The 19,749-nt window shown below is 61.6% G+C and carries 18 protein-coding genes and 1 pseudogene; 7 read left to right on the plus strand and 12 right to left on the minus strand.

The features are described from left to right. Positions 1 to 14: 14 nt before the first annotated feature. From B5E41_RS06760 to B5E41_RS06800, 9 genes are all read right to left on the minus strand, one after another. A complete protein-coding gene (locus B5E41_RS06760; protein ID WP_088392118.1) occupies positions 15 to 914 on the minus strand; it encodes an RDD family protein in 900 nt (299 codons plus the stop codon). Next, on the minus strand, positions 911 to 1,987 hold the full coding sequence (locus B5E41_RS06765; protein WP_088392120.1) for a stage II sporulation protein M: 1,077 nt from the start codon (positions 1,985 to 1,987) through the stop codon (positions 911 to 913). The genes B5E41_RS06760 and B5E41_RS06765 overlap by 4 nt, the downstream gene beginning before the upstream one ends. Then, positions 1,987 to 3,306, minus strand: a complete 1,320-nt coding sequence (locus tag B5E41_RS06770; RefSeq protein WP_088392122.1) for a DUF58 domain-containing protein — start codon at positions 3,304 to 3,306, stop codon at positions 1,987 to 1,989. Before B5E41_RS06770 ends, B5E41_RS06765 begins: the two co-directional genes overlap by 1 nt. Continuing rightward, positions 3,306 to 4,262, minus strand: a complete 957-nt coding sequence (locus B5E41_RS06775; RefSeq protein WP_064808107.1) for an AAA family ATPase — start codon at positions 4,260 to 4,262, stop codon at positions 3,306 to 3,308. Before B5E41_RS06775 ends, B5E41_RS06770 begins: the two co-directional genes overlap by 1 nt. After that, entirely contained in the window at positions 4,249 to 5,523 is a 1,275-nt protein-coding gene (locus B5E41_RS06780; protein WP_088392124.1) for a hypothetical protein, read from the minus strand. The genes B5E41_RS06775 and B5E41_RS06780 overlap by 14 nt, the downstream gene beginning before the upstream one ends. Further along, complete coding sequence (locus B5E41_RS06785) at positions 5,516 to 6,283, minus strand: hypothetical protein (protein WP_088392126.1); 768 nt, start codon at positions 6,281 to 6,283, stop codon at positions 5,516 to 5,518. The genes B5E41_RS06780 and B5E41_RS06785 overlap by 8 nt, the downstream gene beginning before the upstream one ends. Positions 6,284 to 6,286: 3 nt before the next feature. Next, positions 6,287 to 6,736 (minus strand): DUF805 domain-containing protein, encoded by a 450-nt coding sequence (locus B5E41_RS06790; protein ID WP_085861442.1) that lies wholly within the window; start codon positions 6,734 to 6,736, stop codon positions 6,287 to 6,289. 199 nt (positions 6,737 to 6,935) lie between these two features. Continuing rightward, positions 6,936 to 7,382, minus strand: coding sequence for a DUF805 domain-containing protein (locus tag B5E41_RS06795; RefSeq protein WP_425350121.1), 447 nt, complete (start codon positions 7,380 to 7,382; stop codon positions 6,936 to 6,938). Between the two features lie 234 nt (positions 7,383 to 7,616). Then, positions 7,617 to 8,522, minus strand: coding sequence for an NAD(P)/FAD-dependent oxidoreductase (locus tag B5E41_RS06800; RefSeq protein WP_088392128.1), 906 nt, complete (start codon positions 8,520 to 8,522; stop codon positions 7,617 to 7,619). A gap of 130 nt (positions 8,523 to 8,652) precedes the next feature. Between B5E41_RS06800 and B5E41_RS06805 the strand changes: the two genes are divergently transcribed. Beyond that, positions 8,653 to 9,108: an Rrf2 family transcriptional regulator gene (locus B5E41_RS06805; RefSeq protein ID WP_064808096.1), complete on the plus strand. Its 456-nt coding sequence runs from the start codon at positions 8,653 to 8,655 to the stop codon at positions 9,106 to 9,108. Between the two features lie 17 nt (positions 9,109 to 9,125). Here the strand turns inward: B5E41_RS06805 and B5E41_RS06810 are convergent, their stop codons facing one another. Together B5E41_RS06810 and B5E41_RS06815 are read right to left on the minus strand one after the other, a co-directional pair. After that, positions 9,126 to 9,626, minus strand: a complete 501-nt coding sequence (locus B5E41_RS06810; RefSeq protein ID WP_088392130.1) for a GFA family protein — start codon at positions 9,624 to 9,626, stop codon at positions 9,126 to 9,128. Between the two features lie 41 nt (positions 9,627 to 9,667). Further along, on the minus strand, positions 9,668 to 10,147 hold the full coding sequence (locus B5E41_RS06815; RefSeq protein WP_088392132.1) for a class I SAM-dependent methyltransferase: 480 nt from the start codon (positions 10,145 to 10,147) through the stop codon (positions 9,668 to 9,670). 124 nt (positions 10,148 to 10,271) lie between these two features. On the opposite strand from B5E41_RS06815, the pseudogene B5E41_RS31025 reads away from it, so the two are divergent. Beyond that, positions 10,272 to 10,397, plus strand: a pseudogene (locus B5E41_RS31025) (adenylate cyclase); the annotation flags it as partial. Positions 10,398 to 10,450: 53 nt separating this feature from the next. Here the strand turns inward: B5E41_RS31025 and B5E41_RS06825 are convergent. Then, positions 10,451 to 11,788 (minus strand): nucleotide sugar dehydrogenase, encoded by a 1,338-nt coding sequence (locus tag B5E41_RS06825; protein WP_088392136.1) that lies wholly within the window; start codon positions 11,786 to 11,788, stop codon positions 10,451 to 10,453. Between the two features lie 462 nt (positions 11,789 to 12,250). Between B5E41_RS06825 and B5E41_RS06830 the strand changes: the two genes are divergently transcribed. From B5E41_RS06830 to B5E41_RS06850, 5 genes are all read left to right on the plus strand, one after another. Further along, on the plus strand, positions 12,251 to 13,594 hold the full coding sequence (locus B5E41_RS06830) for an adenylate/guanylate cyclase domain-containing protein (protein ID WP_088392138.1): 1,344 nt from the start codon (positions 12,251 to 12,253) through the stop codon (positions 13,592 to 13,594). Between the two features lie 155 nt (positions 13,595 to 13,749). Next, a complete protein-coding gene (locus B5E41_RS06835; RefSeq protein WP_088392140.1) occupies positions 13,750 to 15,639 on the plus strand; it encodes an ABC transporter ATP-binding protein in 1,890 nt (629 codons plus the stop codon). Then, positions 15,639 to 17,546 carry an ABC transporter substrate-binding protein gene (locus B5E41_RS06840; protein ID WP_088392142.1) on the plus strand — a complete coding sequence of 636 codons (1,908 nt, stop codon included), beginning with the start codon at positions 15,639 to 15,641 and terminating at the stop codon, positions 17,544 to 17,546. Before B5E41_RS06835 ends, B5E41_RS06840 begins: the two co-directional genes overlap by 1 nt. Before the next feature lie 3 nt (positions 17,547 to 17,549). Continuing rightward, positions 17,550 to 18,548: an ABC transporter permease gene (locus B5E41_RS06845; RefSeq protein ID WP_088392144.1), complete on the plus strand. Its 999-nt coding sequence runs from the start codon at positions 17,550 to 17,552 to the stop codon at positions 18,546 to 18,548. After that, complete coding sequence (locus B5E41_RS06850; RefSeq protein ID WP_176439345.1) at positions 18,548 to 19,720, plus strand: ABC transporter permease; 1,173 nt, start codon at positions 18,548 to 18,550, stop codon at positions 19,718 to 19,720. Before B5E41_RS06845 ends, B5E41_RS06850 begins: the two co-directional genes overlap by 1 nt. Positions 19,721 to 19,749: the final 29 nt, after the last annotated feature.

Here is a 19,749-nt window from a genome sequence, read left to right on the forward strand (position 1 = left end):
CGATCGGTAGACCCTCAAACGAGTTTCTTCGCCTCCGTCCGCGTATGCTCATGATACTTGTTCTCCCGCAGCGTTCCAAAAAGCTTTAAGCTCTCCAGATGCTCGCGCTGAGCGCGGTAGAAGTCATTGAGGAACAGGAGCTCCTGGCCCGGCCTCACAATGTCTTCATACCGGATCTTTCGAGTAATGGTTCGCACGATCTGTATAATCTCTTTATGGTCTGATGCCTTGATCGAGTCGCGGAGCACATCCTCCAGCGTCTGCAGCTCATATTTGCCGTAGACATCGAGATGTTCCGGCTGGAAATCGAAGGCCGGCTGCGACGAGGCGGCGGCGGGTGCGGACAAAGCAAGGTCCGCGAGCAGCACGGAGCGCGGCGTGTCCACGACCAGCGTGCCGGCAATGATATCGCCGAGCCGTTGCCGGCGTCGGTTTGCCAACGGAACGACCACCACCACCAGAAGCCAGAGGCCCGCCAGGCCGTTCTCCAAAGCTCCCTGGGTTTCCATGCGCGCCAGTAGGCCCATCGGGCCGAAGATCTCGACCTCCTTCATGAGGTTGCGTGCGGTCACCTGGTGCGGGGTGAGCCGCCGCCCGTCCATGTTGACGACGCGGATACCGGTAATTCTTTTCCCAAGCGTGCGGCCGTTCCAGATGAGCTCGGACAGGATGTAATAAGGGGTGCGCAAGAGAAAGCCGAGCAAGGCAGCGAGCATCAGATCGGCGCTCACCGGCAGAAACCCCGTGAAGATGATAACGGCCGCGCAAATGAAGATGATGAGCGCCGTAAAGAGGATGTCGAGGAATTGCGCGCCGAAGCGGCTCGCCAGCGAGGCGATCGCGAAATTGATCGGCACTCCTTCGGGCGGGATGAACTGTTCGGTGCGCCTGCCGTCCGTCACTGGCCCATTCATCGCTTCGGCCCCCGCGAAATCTTGCTTTCGCGTCCGCTGAACATCAGCCAGCTCACCCAGAAGACACCCATACCCCAGCCGATGCCGAGGCGCCATATCGGCTCCTGGATCGTCTGGCGAAGAACCCCTTCGATGAAGGCTGCCACGATAAGCATCAGAGCCGCGAGGATCGCGAGTTTGACGGCATCATGCGCCTGGTGGCGCAGGGCTTCCCTGCGCGTTCGCATACCCGGAACGAGAACGGCAAGGCCGAGCCTTGCACCGCCCGCACAGGCAATGGCGATTGCTGCAAGCTCGGTCACCCCGTGAATCGAGAGCCAGGCGAAGATGTCGTAGCCCAGCCCCTTGCGAGAAAACATCGCAAAAAACGCGCCCAGCATCAGGCCATTGTAAAAGGTCAGGATGAAGCTCGGCACCGACATGAAAACGCCGAGCGCAAAAATGAAGACGACGATGGTGGTGTTGTGGGAAAAGAGAAATGCGGAAAATGCCGCGAGCCTGTCGCTCGCATGCCGTTCGTCGCCGTAAAGCGTCGAGCGGAGAAAATCGACCGATGCTGCCGGGGTGCGCTGATCGGCCATGTCGGGCGGCACGAAGGTATAGAACCAGCTCGGGTCGTGGGTGAAGAGCCTGTATCCGGCGGCCGCCCCGAGGATGAGAGCCAGGAAGCCGATGAACAGGGGCAATGCCGATCGGCGCACCGCCTGAGGAATGCCCTGGACCAGCAGGCGGGTAATCAGCCCCCCGAGACTTTCCTGCGGCGCATAGACGACCAGATAGGCTCGGGCGCAGAGGCTCTCCAGATAGGCGACGAGGGCCCGATCGAGGGAAATGTCACGCGCGACGCTCAGCGAGTTCATCGCCTGCCTGTATCCGGCGGCGAGGTTGCGGACATCGTCATAACCGAGCGTCGCTGCGCCACCCTTCTCCGCCCGCGTCACGAGCTCGTCCAGCTGACGCCAGTGCGCCTCGCGCTCCATGCGAAAGCGCGCCGAGCGCAGCAAATCGGTCTGGATGGCGCCGACGTTTACCGACGCGCCCGTCTCTGTCCTGCTGTCGATCCCAAGATCCATCATATCATCTCGCGGGATTTGATTTCGATGTAGCGCGCAATGAGATCCGAAGTCAGCGCCTCTGGCGTGCTGTCGAGGCAGAGTACGCCGAGACGCGCCAGCTTTTCCATGACAGTGCGCCTCTCCTGAACGATCTGACGCGCTGCCACGGAGCGGGCGACCGCGTCCAAGCTGATTTCCTCCGGTTCCGTAAGCTTTGCGAGCATCGGATCGCGCAAGGCGACATAGACGATGAAATGATGCCGGGCGAGGACCTGGATGTTCTCGATCATCAGCTCCGCCGTGATGCTGTCGACGAAATCGGAGAATATCACGACCAACGAACGTCGCTTCAGCCGTCCCGACAAATGCGTCAGTCCGAGCGTATGATTGCTCTCCTGGGTCTCATAGCGTAGCTCGGCGCATTTCGTCTGAAGCCGCGGAAAGGCCGCTCTTCCGGGCAAGGCAGGCACGAACAGCCGCGGGCGGCTGTCAAAGCTGTAGAAGCCCACGAGATCGCCGGCGAGCCCGGCCCCCCAGCACATCGCCAAGGCGGCGTTGATGGCGCGATCGAGCTTGGTGAAACCGCCGAGCTGCTCGGCCATCAGCCGCCCGGAATCGATGCACAGGATGATCTGATGGTTTCGTTCGGCCCGCATCTCGCGCACGACGAGATTGCGCATCCGGGCGGATCGCTTCCAGTCGATGCTGCGGGGGTCCATGCCGCTGGCAAACTCGCGCAGCTGATGGAATTCCGATCCTTCGCCGCGCAGCCGCAAATCCTTCTGGCCGGCTTCCAGCGGCAGGATCTGGGTCCTTATCGCTCCCGACAGGACCGGCGATATGTCAGGCAGGACGGCGATCTCCTTTTCCACCGGCATCTGCGCGATAATGTCCAGCAGCCTCAGCCGCGATGGCCATTTCAGCCACAGCACATGGATCGCATACCGCCCCCGTCGCGTCAGACGAAGATTCACAGTGGCTCTGACATGGCTTTCTCCGGCGACGGACGCAGCACGCGCCAATCTGCCTTCGCCGACGGCAAGCTCGGGAGCACAATCGATCCGAATCTCGACATTGTCGGGCACCGCGTCCTTCTGCGGCCGGATCGCCACCGCAAATACAGCGGTGTGACCGACAAAACCTTGCGGCGGCAGATCGAATTCCACCGTCATCCGGCCCGATGAGGCCGACATCGCCAGATCGCCTGCCGTCAATGCCGCGAGCGCGACCCACAGCATCAGCAGCGGATAACCCATATCGCGCCACCATACGCTGACGAAGACCGTCACCGCGGCCAAAATCAGAACGAGCGCGATCAGGTAACGGGATGGCCGCATTAACGAGGCGCATCCACGCGGTTCATGATGCTGCGCAGCACCTCGTCGGGGGTACGGCCATCGATTTCGGCCGAAGGCGAAAGAACGATGCGATGGCGAAGCGCGGGCACCAGCAACGCCTGGATATCGTCCGGCAAGCCGTAATCCCGGCCTTCGAAGGCCGCCCGCACTCTGACCGCCGAGGCAAGGGCGTCGGCAGCGCGCGTGGATGCGCCGTAGAGAATATCGGGATCGGAGCGCGTGGCGCGCACCAGGTCGACGACATAGGTTAGCGTCGTCTCATCCAGATGGATGGCGTCGATCAGCGCCCGCCCCTCGGCAAGCGCTGCGCTGGTGACAAGCGGACGGATGCCGGCATTGCGCATATCCGATTTCAGCGCCTGCCTGGCGTGTTTGGAAAGGATGGCGATTTCGGTGTTGCGGTCGGGGAAATCGACGACGAGCTTGAACAGGAAGCGATCGAGCTGTGCTTCGGGCAAGGGATAGGTGCCCTGCTGCTCGATCGGATTCTGCGTGGCAAGCACAAAGAAATCCGAGCCCAGCAAATAATCGGTCCCATCGATCGTCACCATCCGCTCGTTCATCGCCTGCAGCAGGGCGGATTGCGTCTTCGGCGGAGCGCGATTGATCTCGTCGGCCAGAAGGATGTCGGTAAAGACGGGGCCCTTGGTCAGGTGGAATTGATTGGTCTGGAAGTTGAAGAGATTGACGCCGAGCACATCACCCGGCATCAGGTCGGGCGTGAACTGGATACGGCGATAATCCAGCGCCATGGCCGCGGAAACCGAGCGGGCCAGCAGGGTTTTGGCCGTGCCGGGCGGCCCTTCGACAAGGCAGTGCCCGCCGGCAAAAATCGAAATCAGAACGAGATCGATGATCGCGTCCTGTCCTTGCACCACCTTGCCTATTTCCCCACGAACCGTAGCGATAAGATCGCGAAACTCACCTAGATCCAAACTCAAAGCTCCCTAGCAATTTTCTGAATGTCTCGAGATTGCGATGCAGATCCGAGCGCGTCATGATATGTCCGCGTTCGATCAGCGCCTCGGCTGCGGCGTGCAAGGCCTGTGCGGCTGCCTTGTCTTGACGCGCCAGGCGTTGGAACAATCGTGCGATGCCTGCCTGATTGCCGGCGCCGGAGCCGAAGAGCAATTGCGCCTTATCGGCGAGCAGATGCAGCGCGAACTGTCCCGTCATCCGGCCGTCATTGCCCGAAAGCCGCAAGAGCCGCGCCGTGGCTTCGATCGCGGCGGTCTTGGACAATTCGATATTTCCGGAGACCTCACGCAAAGGTGGCCCGAAGCGATAGGCGCCCCGCCAGAAGCAGATCGCCGCCACAACCAGCACGGTTCCCCAGATGGCCGATAAGGGATAGGCGAAAAAGCGCTTCAGATCGGTGGTGGAGCGCTCATAGGATTGCCCCTCGTCGACGGTTGCCTCGCTATCGAGAGGTTCGCCCGATGTATCCAAATAGATCGGCCGCGACTCGCCGGCGGCGCGGAGAGACTGGACCAGTGAGACGGCAAAGGCGGCGTTATCGGCCAACGCCAGTCCGTGGTTGTTCAATAGGTCGGGATCCGACAGCAGATAGACGGTGGGATCGGCCGCGCAGTGCAGAAGCAGCACACCCGATGGCGTGCCCACGACCTCCCCGCAGCCGCTCGGCAGGCTCGACCGCTCGAAGGTTTGCGCCCGATAGAGGGCAATCTTGATCGGCTGGCCCGGTTGCAGCTGCGGCTGCGCTTCCTCAAAACTTGTCTCACTGCGGGCGAAGCCAAAATCCGAGTAGCCGATCTTGTCGAGTTCATTGCTGATATCGGCGAGATCAATCAGCCCCGATTTGCCGGCAACACCTTCCGTCGATACGCTGCCGCGCCATTTCGGCAAAACGATCAGCGTCGGCAGGGCGTATCGGTCTGCCTCCACAACGGGGTTTTCCGGGTCCAGACCGTCCGTTTCATCGTGTGACCGAGGTGTGACAGCCTCGCCTTGGCGTATCGACAGGGGAACGATGCGCAGCGAGATTTTGGAACGCGCCTGGACAAGATGAGGGTCGGAACGGACGACCGGGATACCCTTGGTCTGCAGCCACAATTCGAGCCCCTTGTTGCCAAGAGGCGAACGGTCGTAATCGCTGCCCCGCGACACCGCAAAGACCGCCAGTGCAGCCAGCGCGAGCACCAGCCCCAGGATTAAAACGGGGGCGGATTTACGCATGGGCCACTCTGCCTGTTGCAAGCAGATCGCGCCCGGTCGCAAGAAGAACGCTGAAATGGTTCTCCGCAACGGTGCGGCCACCGTAATGAACGAGTTCCACCGCCGTCAGGAAGCTGGCAAGCCGCTCGCGGCCCGGCATGGTTTTCGGCAAGCGGGCAAAGACGGCACGTTCCGTATCGGCGCGGGAAAGCCGCGTATCCGTGATGTCGGCGGCGTGGAGCAGACAATGCCTGAGCAGCAGGACAAGCGCCTGCCTTCGATCGGCCATGGCCGCAATCCGCTGCAGGAAATCGCTTGACTTTTCCTCAACCTCGTCGGCGCCGGTCCGCCAGTTTTCCGGCGCCTCCTGGCGCTGCTTGATGTCGCTCGGAGCAGACGACAGCAGGACGCCGCCGTTTCCGAAACGCATCCACAGGCCGATTGCCGCTGCCAAGCCGACGAGCACGACGGCAATGGCCAGAGGGCCGCCGCTGATCACCGGCTCCCGCGGGAAAGATGACGGTGCGCGTCGCAGCGGCGGCTTGTCTTGAGACGACCTCGTACCCGACGCCGCTTTGGCCTGATCGGACGCATCGCCGTAGACGAGCGTGCAGCGCAGGTCATTCAGCAGGCACTGCGAGGCATATTCCGTACCGACGGCGCTGATCGGCTGATGGCTATCGGCGGGCTGGCTGCCGCTGTCCTGCGCCCAGACGGGCGGAAATGAAACCGAGGCGGCGAGGAAAAGGGCCGCCAGCAGGCCGGCGTTGCGGGTGGTCATGCTCTAGGCAAAGACCTCTGCTCGCGCTTCGGGACGCAGCGGATCCGGCCCGAACTTGTTTGGACCTTCCGTGCCCTTCCTCGCGGAAAGAACCGCAACTGCGATGCCCGTAGCCCGACCGATAAAGGGAACAGTGCCCGCCAAAATAATAATTGCGAGGTACCACCAACCGGACATGTTGCAATCATGAAAGCGGCGAACCTGAAGGGAGAGGATCGGCAAAGCCAATGCAAGCCCCAACAATCCGCCGATGGCCCCGAAAATAAAGATCACCGGCGAAGATTCATTCTGATTAACGGAAAAAGCGCCGCTCAAGGCGGCCAGAATTACAAGTATGATCGCTATAAGCATATAGAATAGCTGAAACCACCAATACTCCGAGCGGGAGGCCCTCCCAGAGAAAGTTGCATATTTCTTCGTTAGAACTGTTCGAACAGCTTCAGTAAACCCCATATTAACCCCTCAATCCTGCTTACTGCAGCACAGCGAACCTTACATCGCCTTGCCACAATAGTCACTTCTATGAAAACAGCTACAATTCAAACGCAGAAATTGCAATAAGCCCATTTCTTGAAGGGCGTTATGCAGGCGGAAAACTGAGCCGCAGGCAGCAGCAGAGCTAAAGGCAGGACGGAGTGCGGGTGGCCACGCGCTAGGCAAAGACCTCAGCTCGCGCCTCGGGGCGCAACGGATCAGGTCCGAACCTGTTGGGCCCCTCGGTGCCGGGAAGCACACTGATCACGAAGACTGCGATACCCGCAATGAAACCAACGTAGGGAACGAAACCACAGACAAACAGTGCGAGATACCACCAGCCGGAAATGTTGCGATCATGAAAGCGACGAACCTGAACGGCCACCTGTGGCAAAAACATTGCGAGCCAAATCAATCCGCCGATGAATAAGAGAAGGGCGACTGGGGGTGGAACGCCGTCTCGAAGATCGGAAAAGCTGGCTGTCACAAGACAAGCGAGCCCGATTGCGAACAGCACTAGAGAATAGAATAAGACAAACCACCAATATTCCGAGCGTGAGGCCCTGCCGGAGAAAGTTGCATATTTCTGCACCAGCGCCATTCCGGCAGCCTCAGCAAACCTCACTTTAACGCCCCATTCCTGCTTGCCGCAAATCTGTTGATGTCTCACCAGCGTCGGAACGAAGATCATTCCGCCAGAAAGTGACTACAATTTAAACGCAAAAATTGCAATATGACCTGGTTGGCGCAGCCTTAAAAACTGCGCTTGTACTTTTACCACCCAGTGATCCGCGCAGCTGGGCCTCGGGTCTCTACCCCACTGGTGTGAACTCGACCGGTATTGCTGATTGCGCCTGCGTTAAGCCGCGGGCTGCACGGTAAGCGACTGATGGCAGTGCACGCCAGCGAGGACACCCGAGGCGGAGGCGAGCGTGCCGCTGTGCATCGAGCTTGCGGCATCGCCGGCGGCGAAGACGCCCTTGACGCTGGTCTCCTTGTTTTCGCCGGCGCGGATGACCGGCCCGAAGGCACCGTTGTCGAAGGCGCAGCCGAGCTGTTCGGCGATGGGGCTCGCCATCGCCGTCTTCGGCGCGACGAATATGGCGTCGAGCGGAACGATACGGCCATCGGCGAGACGCACCGCCTGGAGTTTCGGGCTATCGCCCAACAGCTCCACGATCGGGCTGCGCTCGATGCGTACCCCACGGGCAGTCAGGCGTGCCAGCTGCTCTTCATCGGGCTCGAACAGTGCCTGGGTGAAGAAGGTGGTCGCGCCCCAGTCCGGGATCATCATGGCGGAATGGGCCGAATGCGGATGGTTTGCAAGGACACCGAGTTCGCCGCCGCTTACCTCATAGCCGTGGCAATAGGGGCAGTGCAGCACCGACCGGCCCCAGCGGTCGCCAAGGCCGGGGATGTCGGGCAGCGTGTCGCTGACGCCGGTTGCGAGAATGAGGCGGGCAGCGCGTTCTTCACCGCCGCCTTCGACGGTGACGACGAATTCCTCGCCCTCCTTCTGGGCGCGGATAACTTTGGCGTCGCGTAGCGTTATGTTCGGATAAAGCGAAAGCTGCCTCTTCCCCTCACCCATGATCGCCGCCGGCGCCTGACCGTCCTGTCCGAGAAAACCGTGCGAAGCCTGCGAAAATCGGTTTCGCGGCGCGCCCGCGTCGACGAGCAGAACCCGCCGCCGCGCGCGGGTGAGCTGCATGGCTGCCGACAGGCCGGCAAAATTGCCGCCGATGACGATGACTTCGTAGGACATGCGCTGACTCCTTCGATATTGGCTCACGAATCATCATAAGTTACATGAAACGGAGCAGTCAAGACTCATGTCACTTGTCTTGTTACAAAGTGGCTGCAATAATGGCGTGCTCGGTCGACAGGATAGAACCATGCGCAACGACAGCCGCCTTTCCCGCATGTTGCACGTGCTGATCCACATGGATCGGCATCAGGATGCGGCGACCTCCGAAATGATTGCAAAGATGCTGAACACCAATCCCGTCGTCGTCCGCCGCACCATGGCGGGGCTTCGCCAACAGGGCTATGTGCGTTCGGAAAAGGGCCATGGCGGCGGCTGGACGCTGGTGCGGCCTTTGTCAGAGATCACCCTGCTCGACGTCTACAACGCGCTTGGCGAACCGCACGTCTTTGCCATCGGCCCCGCCGACGATCAGCCCAAATGTCTGGTCGAACAGGCGGTGAATAACGCGCTGGCCGATGCGATGAAGGAGGCGGAGGCGCTGCTTTTGAGGCGGCTAGGCAGCGTGACGCTGGAGGAAATTGCGGCTGAATTCGAAGCAAAACTGACGGCGCGTTCGGCTGCGGCTTATTCCTGTGCCTCGTGAGCGGAAGCTCCGAGGACTCAGCCGTCACGCCCCCTCACCGTCCACGAGGCGGTATCGCGATCGGGGTGCTGGTTGTTGCTCGCCCTGATCGCCGCGGCCCAGTCGGCGCCGCTGGTTTCGGTCGCACCGGTATTTTCTATACCCGTGATCGTCTCGAACCATGCCACCATGTTTTCGGTGCAGGTATTGGCATGCGGTGCGAAGGGATGCGGATTGTCGAGCGAACCGATCATTAGGTTGGTGCGCCCGTTTTCCAGATGGTGGAAGAACAATGGGGTGCCGCAATTGGCGCAGAAGCCGCGCTCGACAAGCTCCGAGCTCTTCCAGACGCTCGGCTTGCCGCGTGTCCAGCTCAGCGCATCGTCGGGCGCGGCGACGAGCGCGGCAAAGATGTTGCCCGAGGCCTTCTGGCACATGCGGCAATGGCAGAGATGCGAATTGTCGAACATGGCGGTTGCATGGTAGCGCACGGCACCGCACTGACAGCCGCCGCTCACTTCCGTCTCGATGCGTTTCATTTTCTCCTCCTTCAAGAGGCGGGTGGGGCTTACTTTCCCCCTCACACCCGCCGATACAGAAAATAGCGTCCTTCCTTGATCCCCTCAGGCAGCGGCAGTGCGGTGAGCTCCGGATGCTCCAGCGGCAGACCGCTGACCGCAAACCCGTTCGGAGCGAGCACGCCGGCCATCAGCTGCGGCAGCCAGGTCAGCGTCACGGCGTCAATCTCGTCATGGCCGGTGCCGATATCGGCATGGGCAAGGGCTGCGTCGATGCCGAGGAAGGCTTGGCCGGAGTCGCGGATGTTGCCGGTCACCATATCTTGCGGCTCTGGGGTCGAGGCCGAATAGGAGCGGACCTCCCAGTCAAAAGCGATGATGCGGCGGTCGGGGAATTTTTCGCGCAGGTGATCATAGGTGCGGCCGTTGCCGAGGCCGAACTCCAGCACCGGACCTTCGATGTCCTCGACCAAATCGGCGATTGCGTTCAGAATGTCGCGTTGGGCCGTCAACCGGCGAATGAAGCTGTCGAGGCGGCTCATCGAAATCCGTATCCGTGATGAAAATCGTGAGCGCGTGCTAACACATGAAACCTTGCCAAGTCGATTGCCGTAAATGGGAATTGGCGTTGCAGCAGCGATATGTGTCTGTGCTAAGGTCGATGACATGACAACTGAGACCGACGAAGAATTCTTTGCGAACGTGCCGCTCTTCAGCGCCTTCGAGGGCGTGACCGATGCCGACAATTACCGGCCGCTGCCGGAGGGATGGGTGCTGGCGCTTGCTCGCATCAGGCGGTTATGCCGTCGCCGCCAGCCGGATGACCGGCAAATCGGCCGTTTCGGTCACGCCTTGATGACGTGAGAGGCCGAGAGGCCGAGCCGGTCGAAGACGTTGCGCGTATCGATGATCAGCGCCGCAGTTTTGGCGAGCATCGTATAATCGATCCTGTCATGGTCGGTCGCGACCAGCACAGCGTCGTAGCCGGCCACCGCCTCCGGAGTCAGCGTCACCGACTTGCGGCCCTTCAGGGCCTGGTGTTCGCGTGTCGGCGGGATCTCGGCGACGAAAGGATCGTGATAATCGGCGCGTCCGCCGCGCTCCTCGATGATCTCGATCAGCCGCAGCGACGGGCTCTCTCTTATATCGGCGACGTTCTTCTTGTAGGCGAGCCCCAGCACCAGCACACGGCTGCGGCTCAGCGCTTTGCCTGCCCGCATGTCGAGCGCTTCGGCCAGTTTGCCGACGACATAACGCGGCATCGCCGAATTGATCTCGCCGGCAAGCTCGATGAAGCGGGTCGGCAACTCGTATTCGCGCGATTTCCAGGTGAGGTAGAAGGGATCGATCGGGATGCAATGGCCGCCGAGGCCCGGGCCTGGATAGAAGGGCATGTAACCGAACGGCTTGGTCTTGGCCGCGTCGATCACTTCCCAGACGTCGATGCCCATCGCCGCATAGACGGTCTTCAGCTCGTTGACGAGGGCGATATTGACCGAACGGAAGATGTTTTCGGTGAGCTTGACGGCCTCGGCGGTCGCGTTCGAGGAGACAGGAACGACGGTCGAAACGGCAGCGCCGTAGAAGGCCTTCATCAGAGCCAAGGCCTCGGGCCCGTCGCCGGCGACGACCTTCGGGATGGTCGCGGTGTGATAATGCTGGTTGCCGGGATCCTCGCGCTCCGGCGAGAAGCCGACGAAGAAATCGGCGCCGGATTTCAGGCCGGAGCCTTCGAGGATGACCTTGACGATATCGTCTGTGGTGCCGGGATAGGTGGTCGATTCCAGCGCGACAAGCTGGCCGGAGCGCAGATGTTCTGCGATCGAGCGCGAGGTCGCCTCGACGAAGGAAAGATCGGGGTCACGATGTTTGGTGAGCGGCGTCGGCACGCAGATGATGATCACGTCGCACTCGCCAAGGCCTGCGAAATCCGTGGTCGCCTGGAACCGACCCGCCTCGATCTCGGCGGTGAGCGCCTCGTTGCTGACGGCGTCGATATAGGAACGGCGGGCCTCGAGCGCCACCATCTTTGAGGGATCGATGTCGAAGCCGGTGACCGCAAAACCGCTGCGCGCTACCGCAATCGCCAGCGGCAGGCCGACATAACCGAGCCCGATGATGCCGGCACGCGCCGCGCGGGTTTCGATCTTCTGCAAAAGCGTGTCGAAGGTGGAGGTGGCCAAGGCGGGCTCTTTCAATTGGGGAATTCAGGAAGCTGATCTAATGCATGATGGCGGGGAATTAAACCCGGGGCTTCTTCCCCGGCCGCAATGCCGTCCGGTTGGAGCCAATGAGGGGCCGGCCTCACCAATCTCTTAGGCCAGATGAATCCCTTTAGCCGGGTGTGGCGAAAATGCCCCGGCGGCGGCCTTTGCTGCAACTTCGGCGCACAAAAGCGTCCGCCTCCCATTGTTTCGCATCTGCAGCATCCCTATCTGAGTTTGATATTGAACCATCGAGAAAGGACTTCCCGTCCGGTCCCCGCTCGGGGAACTCAGGGGCGCTGCTGCCGGGCTTTCGGCGGATCGTTGACAAATATTACCGCTCGTACATCCTGATTTTCTTGTGACCTGCGCATGAAAATGCGTCGGCCGAGGGACTTTTGGCTCTTAGGGATGGCGTGCCTTATGAGGATCATACCGCGAATGAGCACGATCGAATCCAGCGTGTCCTCCATCCTGTTGGACCGGGTCGCCGAATGGCTGACGCATTCCTCGCTGGCAGGCGACGACCTTGAAAACATCGTGCGCGGCTTCTGCGAAAGGCTTGCCTCCGCCGGCCTGCCGATTGCGCGCGTGCACCTGACCTTTTCGATGCTGCATCCGCTCTACGATGCGCTGAGCTTCACCTGGCGGCGCGCCAGCGGCGTCACCATCGAGGGTTTTCGCATGCCGGCCGGGCAGAAGCCGGACCGCTTCCTGCAGAGCCCCTATTATTACCTGCTCGACAACAACCTGCAGCACATCCGCCGGCGGCTGAGGCAGGAAGGACCGGCCGAATTCCCGATTTTCGAGGACCTGCGCAAGGACAGGATGACCGATTATCTCGCCTTCGTGCAGCCCTTCGGCGACGATTCGGTGCAGGGCATGATGGGCTCCTGGTCGACCGATCACCATGACGGTTTTACCGACGACATGATCGACGCGCTGCTCCGGATGCAGAACCATCTGGCAGTCGCCGCCAAGATGGCGGTGCTCGGCAAGCTCGCCAACAACATGCTGACCACCTATCTCGGCGGCGACGCCGGCAAGCGGGTGCTGAACGGCCAGATCCGCCGCGGCGATGGCGAAACGATCCGTGCGGCCCTCGTCATGGGCGACATGCGCGAATCCACCATGTATGCCGAAAAGGAAGGCCGCCAGGCCTATATCGATACGCTCAACCATTTCTTCGACGCGATCGCCGCCCCCTTCAACCGCAATGGCGGCGAGATTCTGAGCTTCCTCGGCGACGGCTTCCTCGCCGTCTATCCCTGCGGGCGTCACAAGGATCCGTCCAAAATCGCCTGCGAGGCTGCACTTTCGGCCGTCTATCAGGCACAGGCGCGGGTGGCCGAACTCAACCGCGACCGCGAGGAAAAGGGGCTGGCCAGGATCGGTTACGGCATCGGCCTGCATGTCGGCAACGTCATGTTCGGCAATGTCGGCCTCAAGGACCGGCTGACCTTCTCCGCCTTCGGATCGGCGGTCAACGAGGTGCAGCGTCTGCAAATCCTGACCAAGAAATACGGCCGCGAGGTCGTCGCCAGCCAGGCCTTCGCCGGTTATTGCGGTGGCGAATGGACGACCCTCGGAGAGGAGAAGCTGCGCGGCATCCGCCAGAAGGTGACGGTGCTCCAGCCACGCGCCCCGGCCCCGGAGATCCATGTCGACGAACATTTCCGCGAGGCCGTGCAGAACGGACTTTCCGAAGCCGAGCAGGTCATTCTGCTGCACCGGGATGCGAAGAAACAGGTCAAGCGCACCAGCATGGAGAAGTTCATCCAGTAAAACGCCAGGTCGGCACCGATAAAATTGCGTGTTTCGTCCGCACCACCACGGCGAAAGGCGGCAATATCCCCTTGATTGTCATCAGCTAGACACCCCGTTTGCGGTACGATAGTGTGCCCTAACGGGAACATAGAAGACTGGGGAATTTCATTGGTATGGCGTCCGCTGCCGATTTGTTGCGTATTGAGAACCTCGATGTCTCTTTCTCCGTTTTCGGCGACCGGCTACGCGTCGTAAAGGAAGCCAATCTTCGTATCCTTCCGGGCAAGGTCACCGCTCTCGTCGGTGAGTCCGGTTCCGGCAAATCGGTGATCAGCCAAGCCATCATGGGCATTCTGCCCAACCCCGCCAGGGCCTCGGGCAGCATCCTCTTCACCGACCCGCTCGACGGCAGCACGACCGATATCCTGTCGCTCTCGCGCGACAGCGAGGAGATGCGCGATCTGCGCGGCAAGCGCATGGCGACGATCTTCCAGGAGCCGATGACCTCGCTCTCGCCGCTGCACACTGTCGGCAACCAGATCAGCGAGGTGCTGCTGATCCATACCGAGACCGACAAGCAGGAGGCGCGTCAAAAGACTGAGGAAATGCTCGGCCTCGTCGGCTTCTCCAATCCGCACCGCACCTACGACATGTATCCGTTCGAGTTGTCGGGCGGCATGCGCCAGCGCGCCATGATTGCCATGGCGTTGATATGCAAGCCGGCGCTGCTGATCGCCGACGAGCCGACGACGGCGCTCGACGTAACGATCCAGGCGCAGATCCTGGAGTTGCTGCGCGATCTTCAGGCCAAGCTCGGCATGGCGATGCTGCTCATCACCCACGATCTCGGCATCGTCGCCAACATGGCCGACGAGGTGGTCGTCATCTATCACGGCGAGATCATGGAAGCCGGGCCGGTCGAGGCGATCTTCCGCAACCCGCAGCATCCGTATCTCAAGGCGTTGATGGCCGCCGTCCCGCATTTCGACATGAAACCCGGCGAGCGGCTGAAGGCGCTGCGCGATGTGCGGGTCAACCTTGAGGCGCTTGTCGGCCAGAAAAAGCCGCTGCAGGCGGAAACGCCGGGCACGCTGCTGTCCGTCACCAATCTGTCGAAGACCTACAAGACGCGCAAGCGCAGCTTCCTCGGCAAGCACGAGGCCACCGTGCTGCGCGCCGTCGACGACGTCAGCTTCGATATCCGCCGCGGCGAATGTCTGGGCCTGGTCGGCGAATCCGGCTGCGGCAAGACCACGCTCAGCAAGATCCTGATGCGCGCGATAACGCCGGATTCCGGCGCGGTCCTCTTCAACGACGGCAAGGAGGTCATCGACGTCCTCGCGGTCAAAGGCGACGATCTGCAGGATATGCGCACCAAGATCCAGATGGTGTTCCAGGATCCGGTCTCCTCGCTTTCGCCGCGCATGACGGTGCGCAACATTCTCAGTGAACCGCTGGAGATCCACGATCGCGGCGACAGTGACGAGCGCAAGCGCAAGGTCGAAGGGCTGATGGCGGCGATCGGCCTCGACAAGCGTTATCTCAGCCGTTACCCGCACAGCTTCTCCGGCGGTCAGCGCCAGCGCATCGGCATTGCCCGTGCACTGGCGCTCGGCCCGAAACTCGTCATCCTCGACGAGCCGGTCTCGGCCCTCGACGTTTCGGTGCAGGCACAGATCCTCAACCTCTTGAAGGATCTGCAGAAGGAGCTGGGGCTGACCTATCTCTTCATCTCGCACAACCTCGCCGTCGTCGACTACATGGCCGACCGCATCGCCGTGATGTGCAAGGGCCGTATCGTCGAGATCGCACCGCGCGAGATCATCCTGCGCGATCCGGTGCATCCCTATACGAAGTCGCTGCTCGCCGCCGTCCCCTTCCCCGATCTCGATCGGCCGCTCGATTTCACGGCGCTCCGGGAAAACGGCGCCGCCGACAAGCAGAACTGGGGCGCGACCTTCACCGCCGAGCACGACGACGCTTCCGAGCTTGCCTATGCCGACCTCGGTAACGGCCATCTGGTGCGCGCCCGCAAGGGCGCCGATGCCAGGGAGTTGCGCTGATGGTGACGCGTCGCACTTTTCTGGGCGGCCTCGTCGGTGCGGCGATCGCGCCGGCGGTGCTGCGAGCCGAGTCGGCCGGCGAACCGGAATTCCTCAAGGAGCGGCTGGCATCCGGCAGCCTGCCTGGCATGGCCGAGCGCATTCCCGCCCGTCCGCGCATCGTCAATCTGAAGGAGATGGGGCTCGAACCCGGCGCCTATGGCGGCACGGTGCGCACCATCATCGGCAGCCAGCGCGACATCCGCTTTATGACGATCTACGGCTATGCCCGCCTGATCGGCTACGACAAGCACCTTCAGTTCCAGCCTGACATTCTCGCCGATTTCCGCTCCGAGGACGACACGGTCTTCACCTTCATGCTGCGCGAGGGCCATAAATGGTCGGACGGGGCGCCGTTCACGGCCGATGATTTCCGCTACTGGTGGGAAGACGTCATCCTCAACGACAAGCTGACACCCGGCGGCGGTGCGCTCGAGCTTCGTCCGCACGGCAGCCTGCCGCGCTTCGAGATGCTCGATCCGCTGACCGTACGTTACACCTGGGAAAAACCCAACCCGATGTTCCTGCCGGCCCTGGCAGGACCCATACCGCTCGTTATCGTCGGGCCGGCGCACTACCTCAAGCAGTTCCACAAGAAGTATCAGCCCGACCAGGCGAAGATGGAACAGATGATGCAGGCCAACCGCGCCAAGAAATGGCAGGACCTGCACATCAAGATGGCGCGCTCCTACCGTCCCGAGAATCCGAACCTGCCGACGCTGGATCCCTGGCACAATACCACCGCACTGCCAGCCGAGCAGTTCGTTTTCGAGCGCAACCCGTTCTTCCACCGCGTCGACGAAAACGGCAGGCAGCTTCCCTATCTCGACCGTTTCGTCCTCAACGTCTCCTCCTCGTCGATCATCGCCGCCAAGGCGGGCGCGGGCGAAGCCGACCTGCAGGCGACCGGCATCGATTTCAACGACTACACCTTCCTGAAGGAGGCCGAGAAGCGCTTCCCGGTGAAGGTCAATCTCTGGAAGGTGGCGCGCGGCTCGCGCATCACGCTCTTGCCGAATCTCAACTGCGCCGACGAGGTGTGGCGCGGCCTTTTCCGCGACGTGCGCCTGCGCCGGGCGCTGTCGCTGGCGATCAACCGGCACGAGATCAACATGGTCGCCTTTTACGGCTTGGGCACGCCGAGCGCCGATACCGTGCTGCCTGACAGTCCGCTCTTCAAGCAGGAATATGCCGACGCCTTCGTCAAATTCGATCCCGACGAGGCCAATCGCCTGCTCGACGAGCTCGGCCTGACCAGGCGCGGCGACGACGGCATCCGGCTGCTGCCGGATGGGCGCCGCGCCGAGATCACCGTCGAGACCGCCGGCGAAAGCAATCTCGATACTGACGTACTGGAACTGGTGCACGATCACTGGGCCGATATCGGCCTTGCGCTTTATACCCGCACCTCGCAGCGCGACGTCTTCCGCAACCGCGCCATGAGCGGCACGATCATGATGTCGATCTGGTACGGCCTCGACAACGGCGTGCCGACGGCCGACATGTCGCCGTCCGGTCTTGCGCCGACGCTCGACGATCAGCTGCAATGGCCGCTCTGGGGCATGCATTATCTCTCCGCCGGTCAGGAAGGTGTCGCTCCCGACCTGCCGGAAGCGGCCGAACTGGTCGATCTGCTCGGCCAATGGGGCTCGACGGCGAAGTTCGAGGAGCGTCAGGCGATCTGGCACCGAATGCTGTCGCTCTATACGCAGCAGGTCTTCTCGATCGGCCTCATCAACAGCACGCTGCAACCGATCCTGCGCGCCGCCAAGCTGCAGAACCTGCCGGAGAAAGCGCTCTACGGCTTCGATCCCACCTCCTATCTCGGCGTCTATATGCCGGATGTTTTCTGGTACAAGGAGGCCTGAGGCGTGCTCAGATACATTCTCTGGCGCATCGCCGCCATGGTGCCGACGCTCTTCGTCATTTCGGCGCTGGTTTTCACCATCATCGAGCTGCCCCCCGGCGACTTCTTCGAGAGCCAGATCGCCGAGCTGCGCGCTTCCGGCGAGACCGCCAACCTCCAGGAAATCGAGGAGATGCGTCAGCAATACGGCTTCGACAAGCCGGAGATCGTGCGCTATTTCTACTGGGTCGGCGGCATGCTGCACGGCGATTTCGGCTATTCCTTCGAATACCAGCTGCCGGTCTCGGACGTGGTCGGCGAACGGCTGTGGCTGACGATCCTCGTCTCCTTCACGACGATCCTGCTCACCTGGCTGATCGCCTTTCCGATCGGTATCTATTCGGCGACGCATCAGTATAGCTGGGGCGATTACGGGCTGACCTTCCTTGGCCTGCTCGGCATCGCCATTCCAAACTTCATGCTGGCGCTGATCCTGATGTATTTCGCCAATGTCTGGTTCGGGCTGTCGATCGGCCACCTGATGGACCAGCAATATCTCAACGCGCCGATGAGCTGGGAAAAAGCGAAGTCGATCCTCGCCCATCTGTGGATCCCCGTCGTCATCGTCGGCACGGCCGGCACGGCCGGGATGATCCGGCGGCTGCGCGCCAATCTTCTCGACGAGATGCAGAAGCAATATGTGACGACGGCCCGCGCCAAAGGCCTGCATCCGATGCGGGCGCTGGTCAAATATCCGCTGCGCATGGCACTCAATTTCTTCATCGCCGACATCGGCTCGATCCTGCCGTCGATCATCTCGGGCGCCGAAATCGTCGCCATCGTCCTGTCGCTGGAGACGACCGGGCCGATGCTGATCAAGGCGCTGCAGAGTCAGGACATGTATCTCGCCGGCTCGTTTCTGATGTTCCTCGCCTTTCTCAATGTCATCGGCGTGCTGATTTCCGATATCGCCCTTGGCTTCCTCGATCCCCGAATCCGTCTGCAAGGCAGGAGCACCAAATAATGTCGCCCCTTCCCGCACCCGGCGCGCCACTTCCCCATTACGTCTCCGCCGCGCCTTTCGATCCCCACGCGACCGAGAGCATGACGGCGGCGCAATCGCGCATCCATCTCGCCTCGCAGAAGCAGCTGATGTGGTGGAAGTTCAAGCAGCACAGGCTGGCCTTGATCTCCGGCATCTTTCTTGCCGCCGTCTACCTGATGATCCTGATCGTCGAGTTCCTGGCGCCCTATGGCCTGCACACGCGCAATGTCGATTTCATCCATGCGCCGCCGCAGCGCGTCCATTTCTTCGACAAGGGAGAGTTCGTCGGCCCCTTCGTCTACGGCCGCAGCATGACGCTCGATCTCGACACGCTGCATCGCGTCTATACCGACCGGCCGAACGACGTGCAGCCGATCCGCTTCTTCTGCCGCGGCGATTCCTATAGATTCTGGGGTCTCGTCGCCTCGAACTATCATCTGGTCTGCCCTTCGATCGGCGGCCAGATGTTCCTGCTCGGCACCGATCGGCTCGGCCGCGACGTGCTGTCGCGCATCCTTTACGGCGCGCGGATATCGCTGACGATCGGCCTGATCGGCATTTCGATCAGCTTCGTGCTCGGCATCGTCATCGGCGGTCTTGCCGGCTATTGGGGCGGCGTCTTCGATCTCATCGTCCAGCGCCTGATCGAGGTGCTGCAATCACTGCCGAGCCTGCCGCTCTGGATGGCGCTCGCCGCCATCATGCCGGTGACATGGAGCCCGATCGTCATCTATTTCGGCATTACCGTCATCCTCGGCATCATCGACTGGACCGGGCTGGCGCGTGCCGTGCGCTCCAAGCTGCTGGCGCTGCGCGAGGAGGATTACGTGCAGGCCGCCCAGCTGATGGGCGCCAGCACGCCGCGTATCATCGGCCGCCATCTGGTGCCGGGCTTCATGTCGCATCTCATCGCTTCGGCAACGATCTCGATCCCCGGCATGATCCTCGGCGAGACCGCGCTCTCTTTCCTCGGCCTCGGTCTTCGCCCGCCGATCACCAGCTGGGGCATTCTGCTGACCGAGGCAAAAAGCGTCAGCGTCATCGCCTTCTATCCTTGGCTGCTCTTTCCGATCATTCCTGTTGTTCTTGTCATTTTGGCGTTCAACTTTCTGGGAGACGGCTTGCGTGATGCGGCAGATCCCTACAAATAGCAGGAAACCCGGCGGCGCCGCACGGCACC

Source organism: Rhizobium esperanzae (assembly GCF_002204185.1).
In the GTDB taxonomy this organism is placed as follows: Bacteria; Pseudomonadota; Alphaproteobacteria; order Rhizobiales; family Rhizobiaceae; genus Rhizobium; species Rhizobium esperanzae.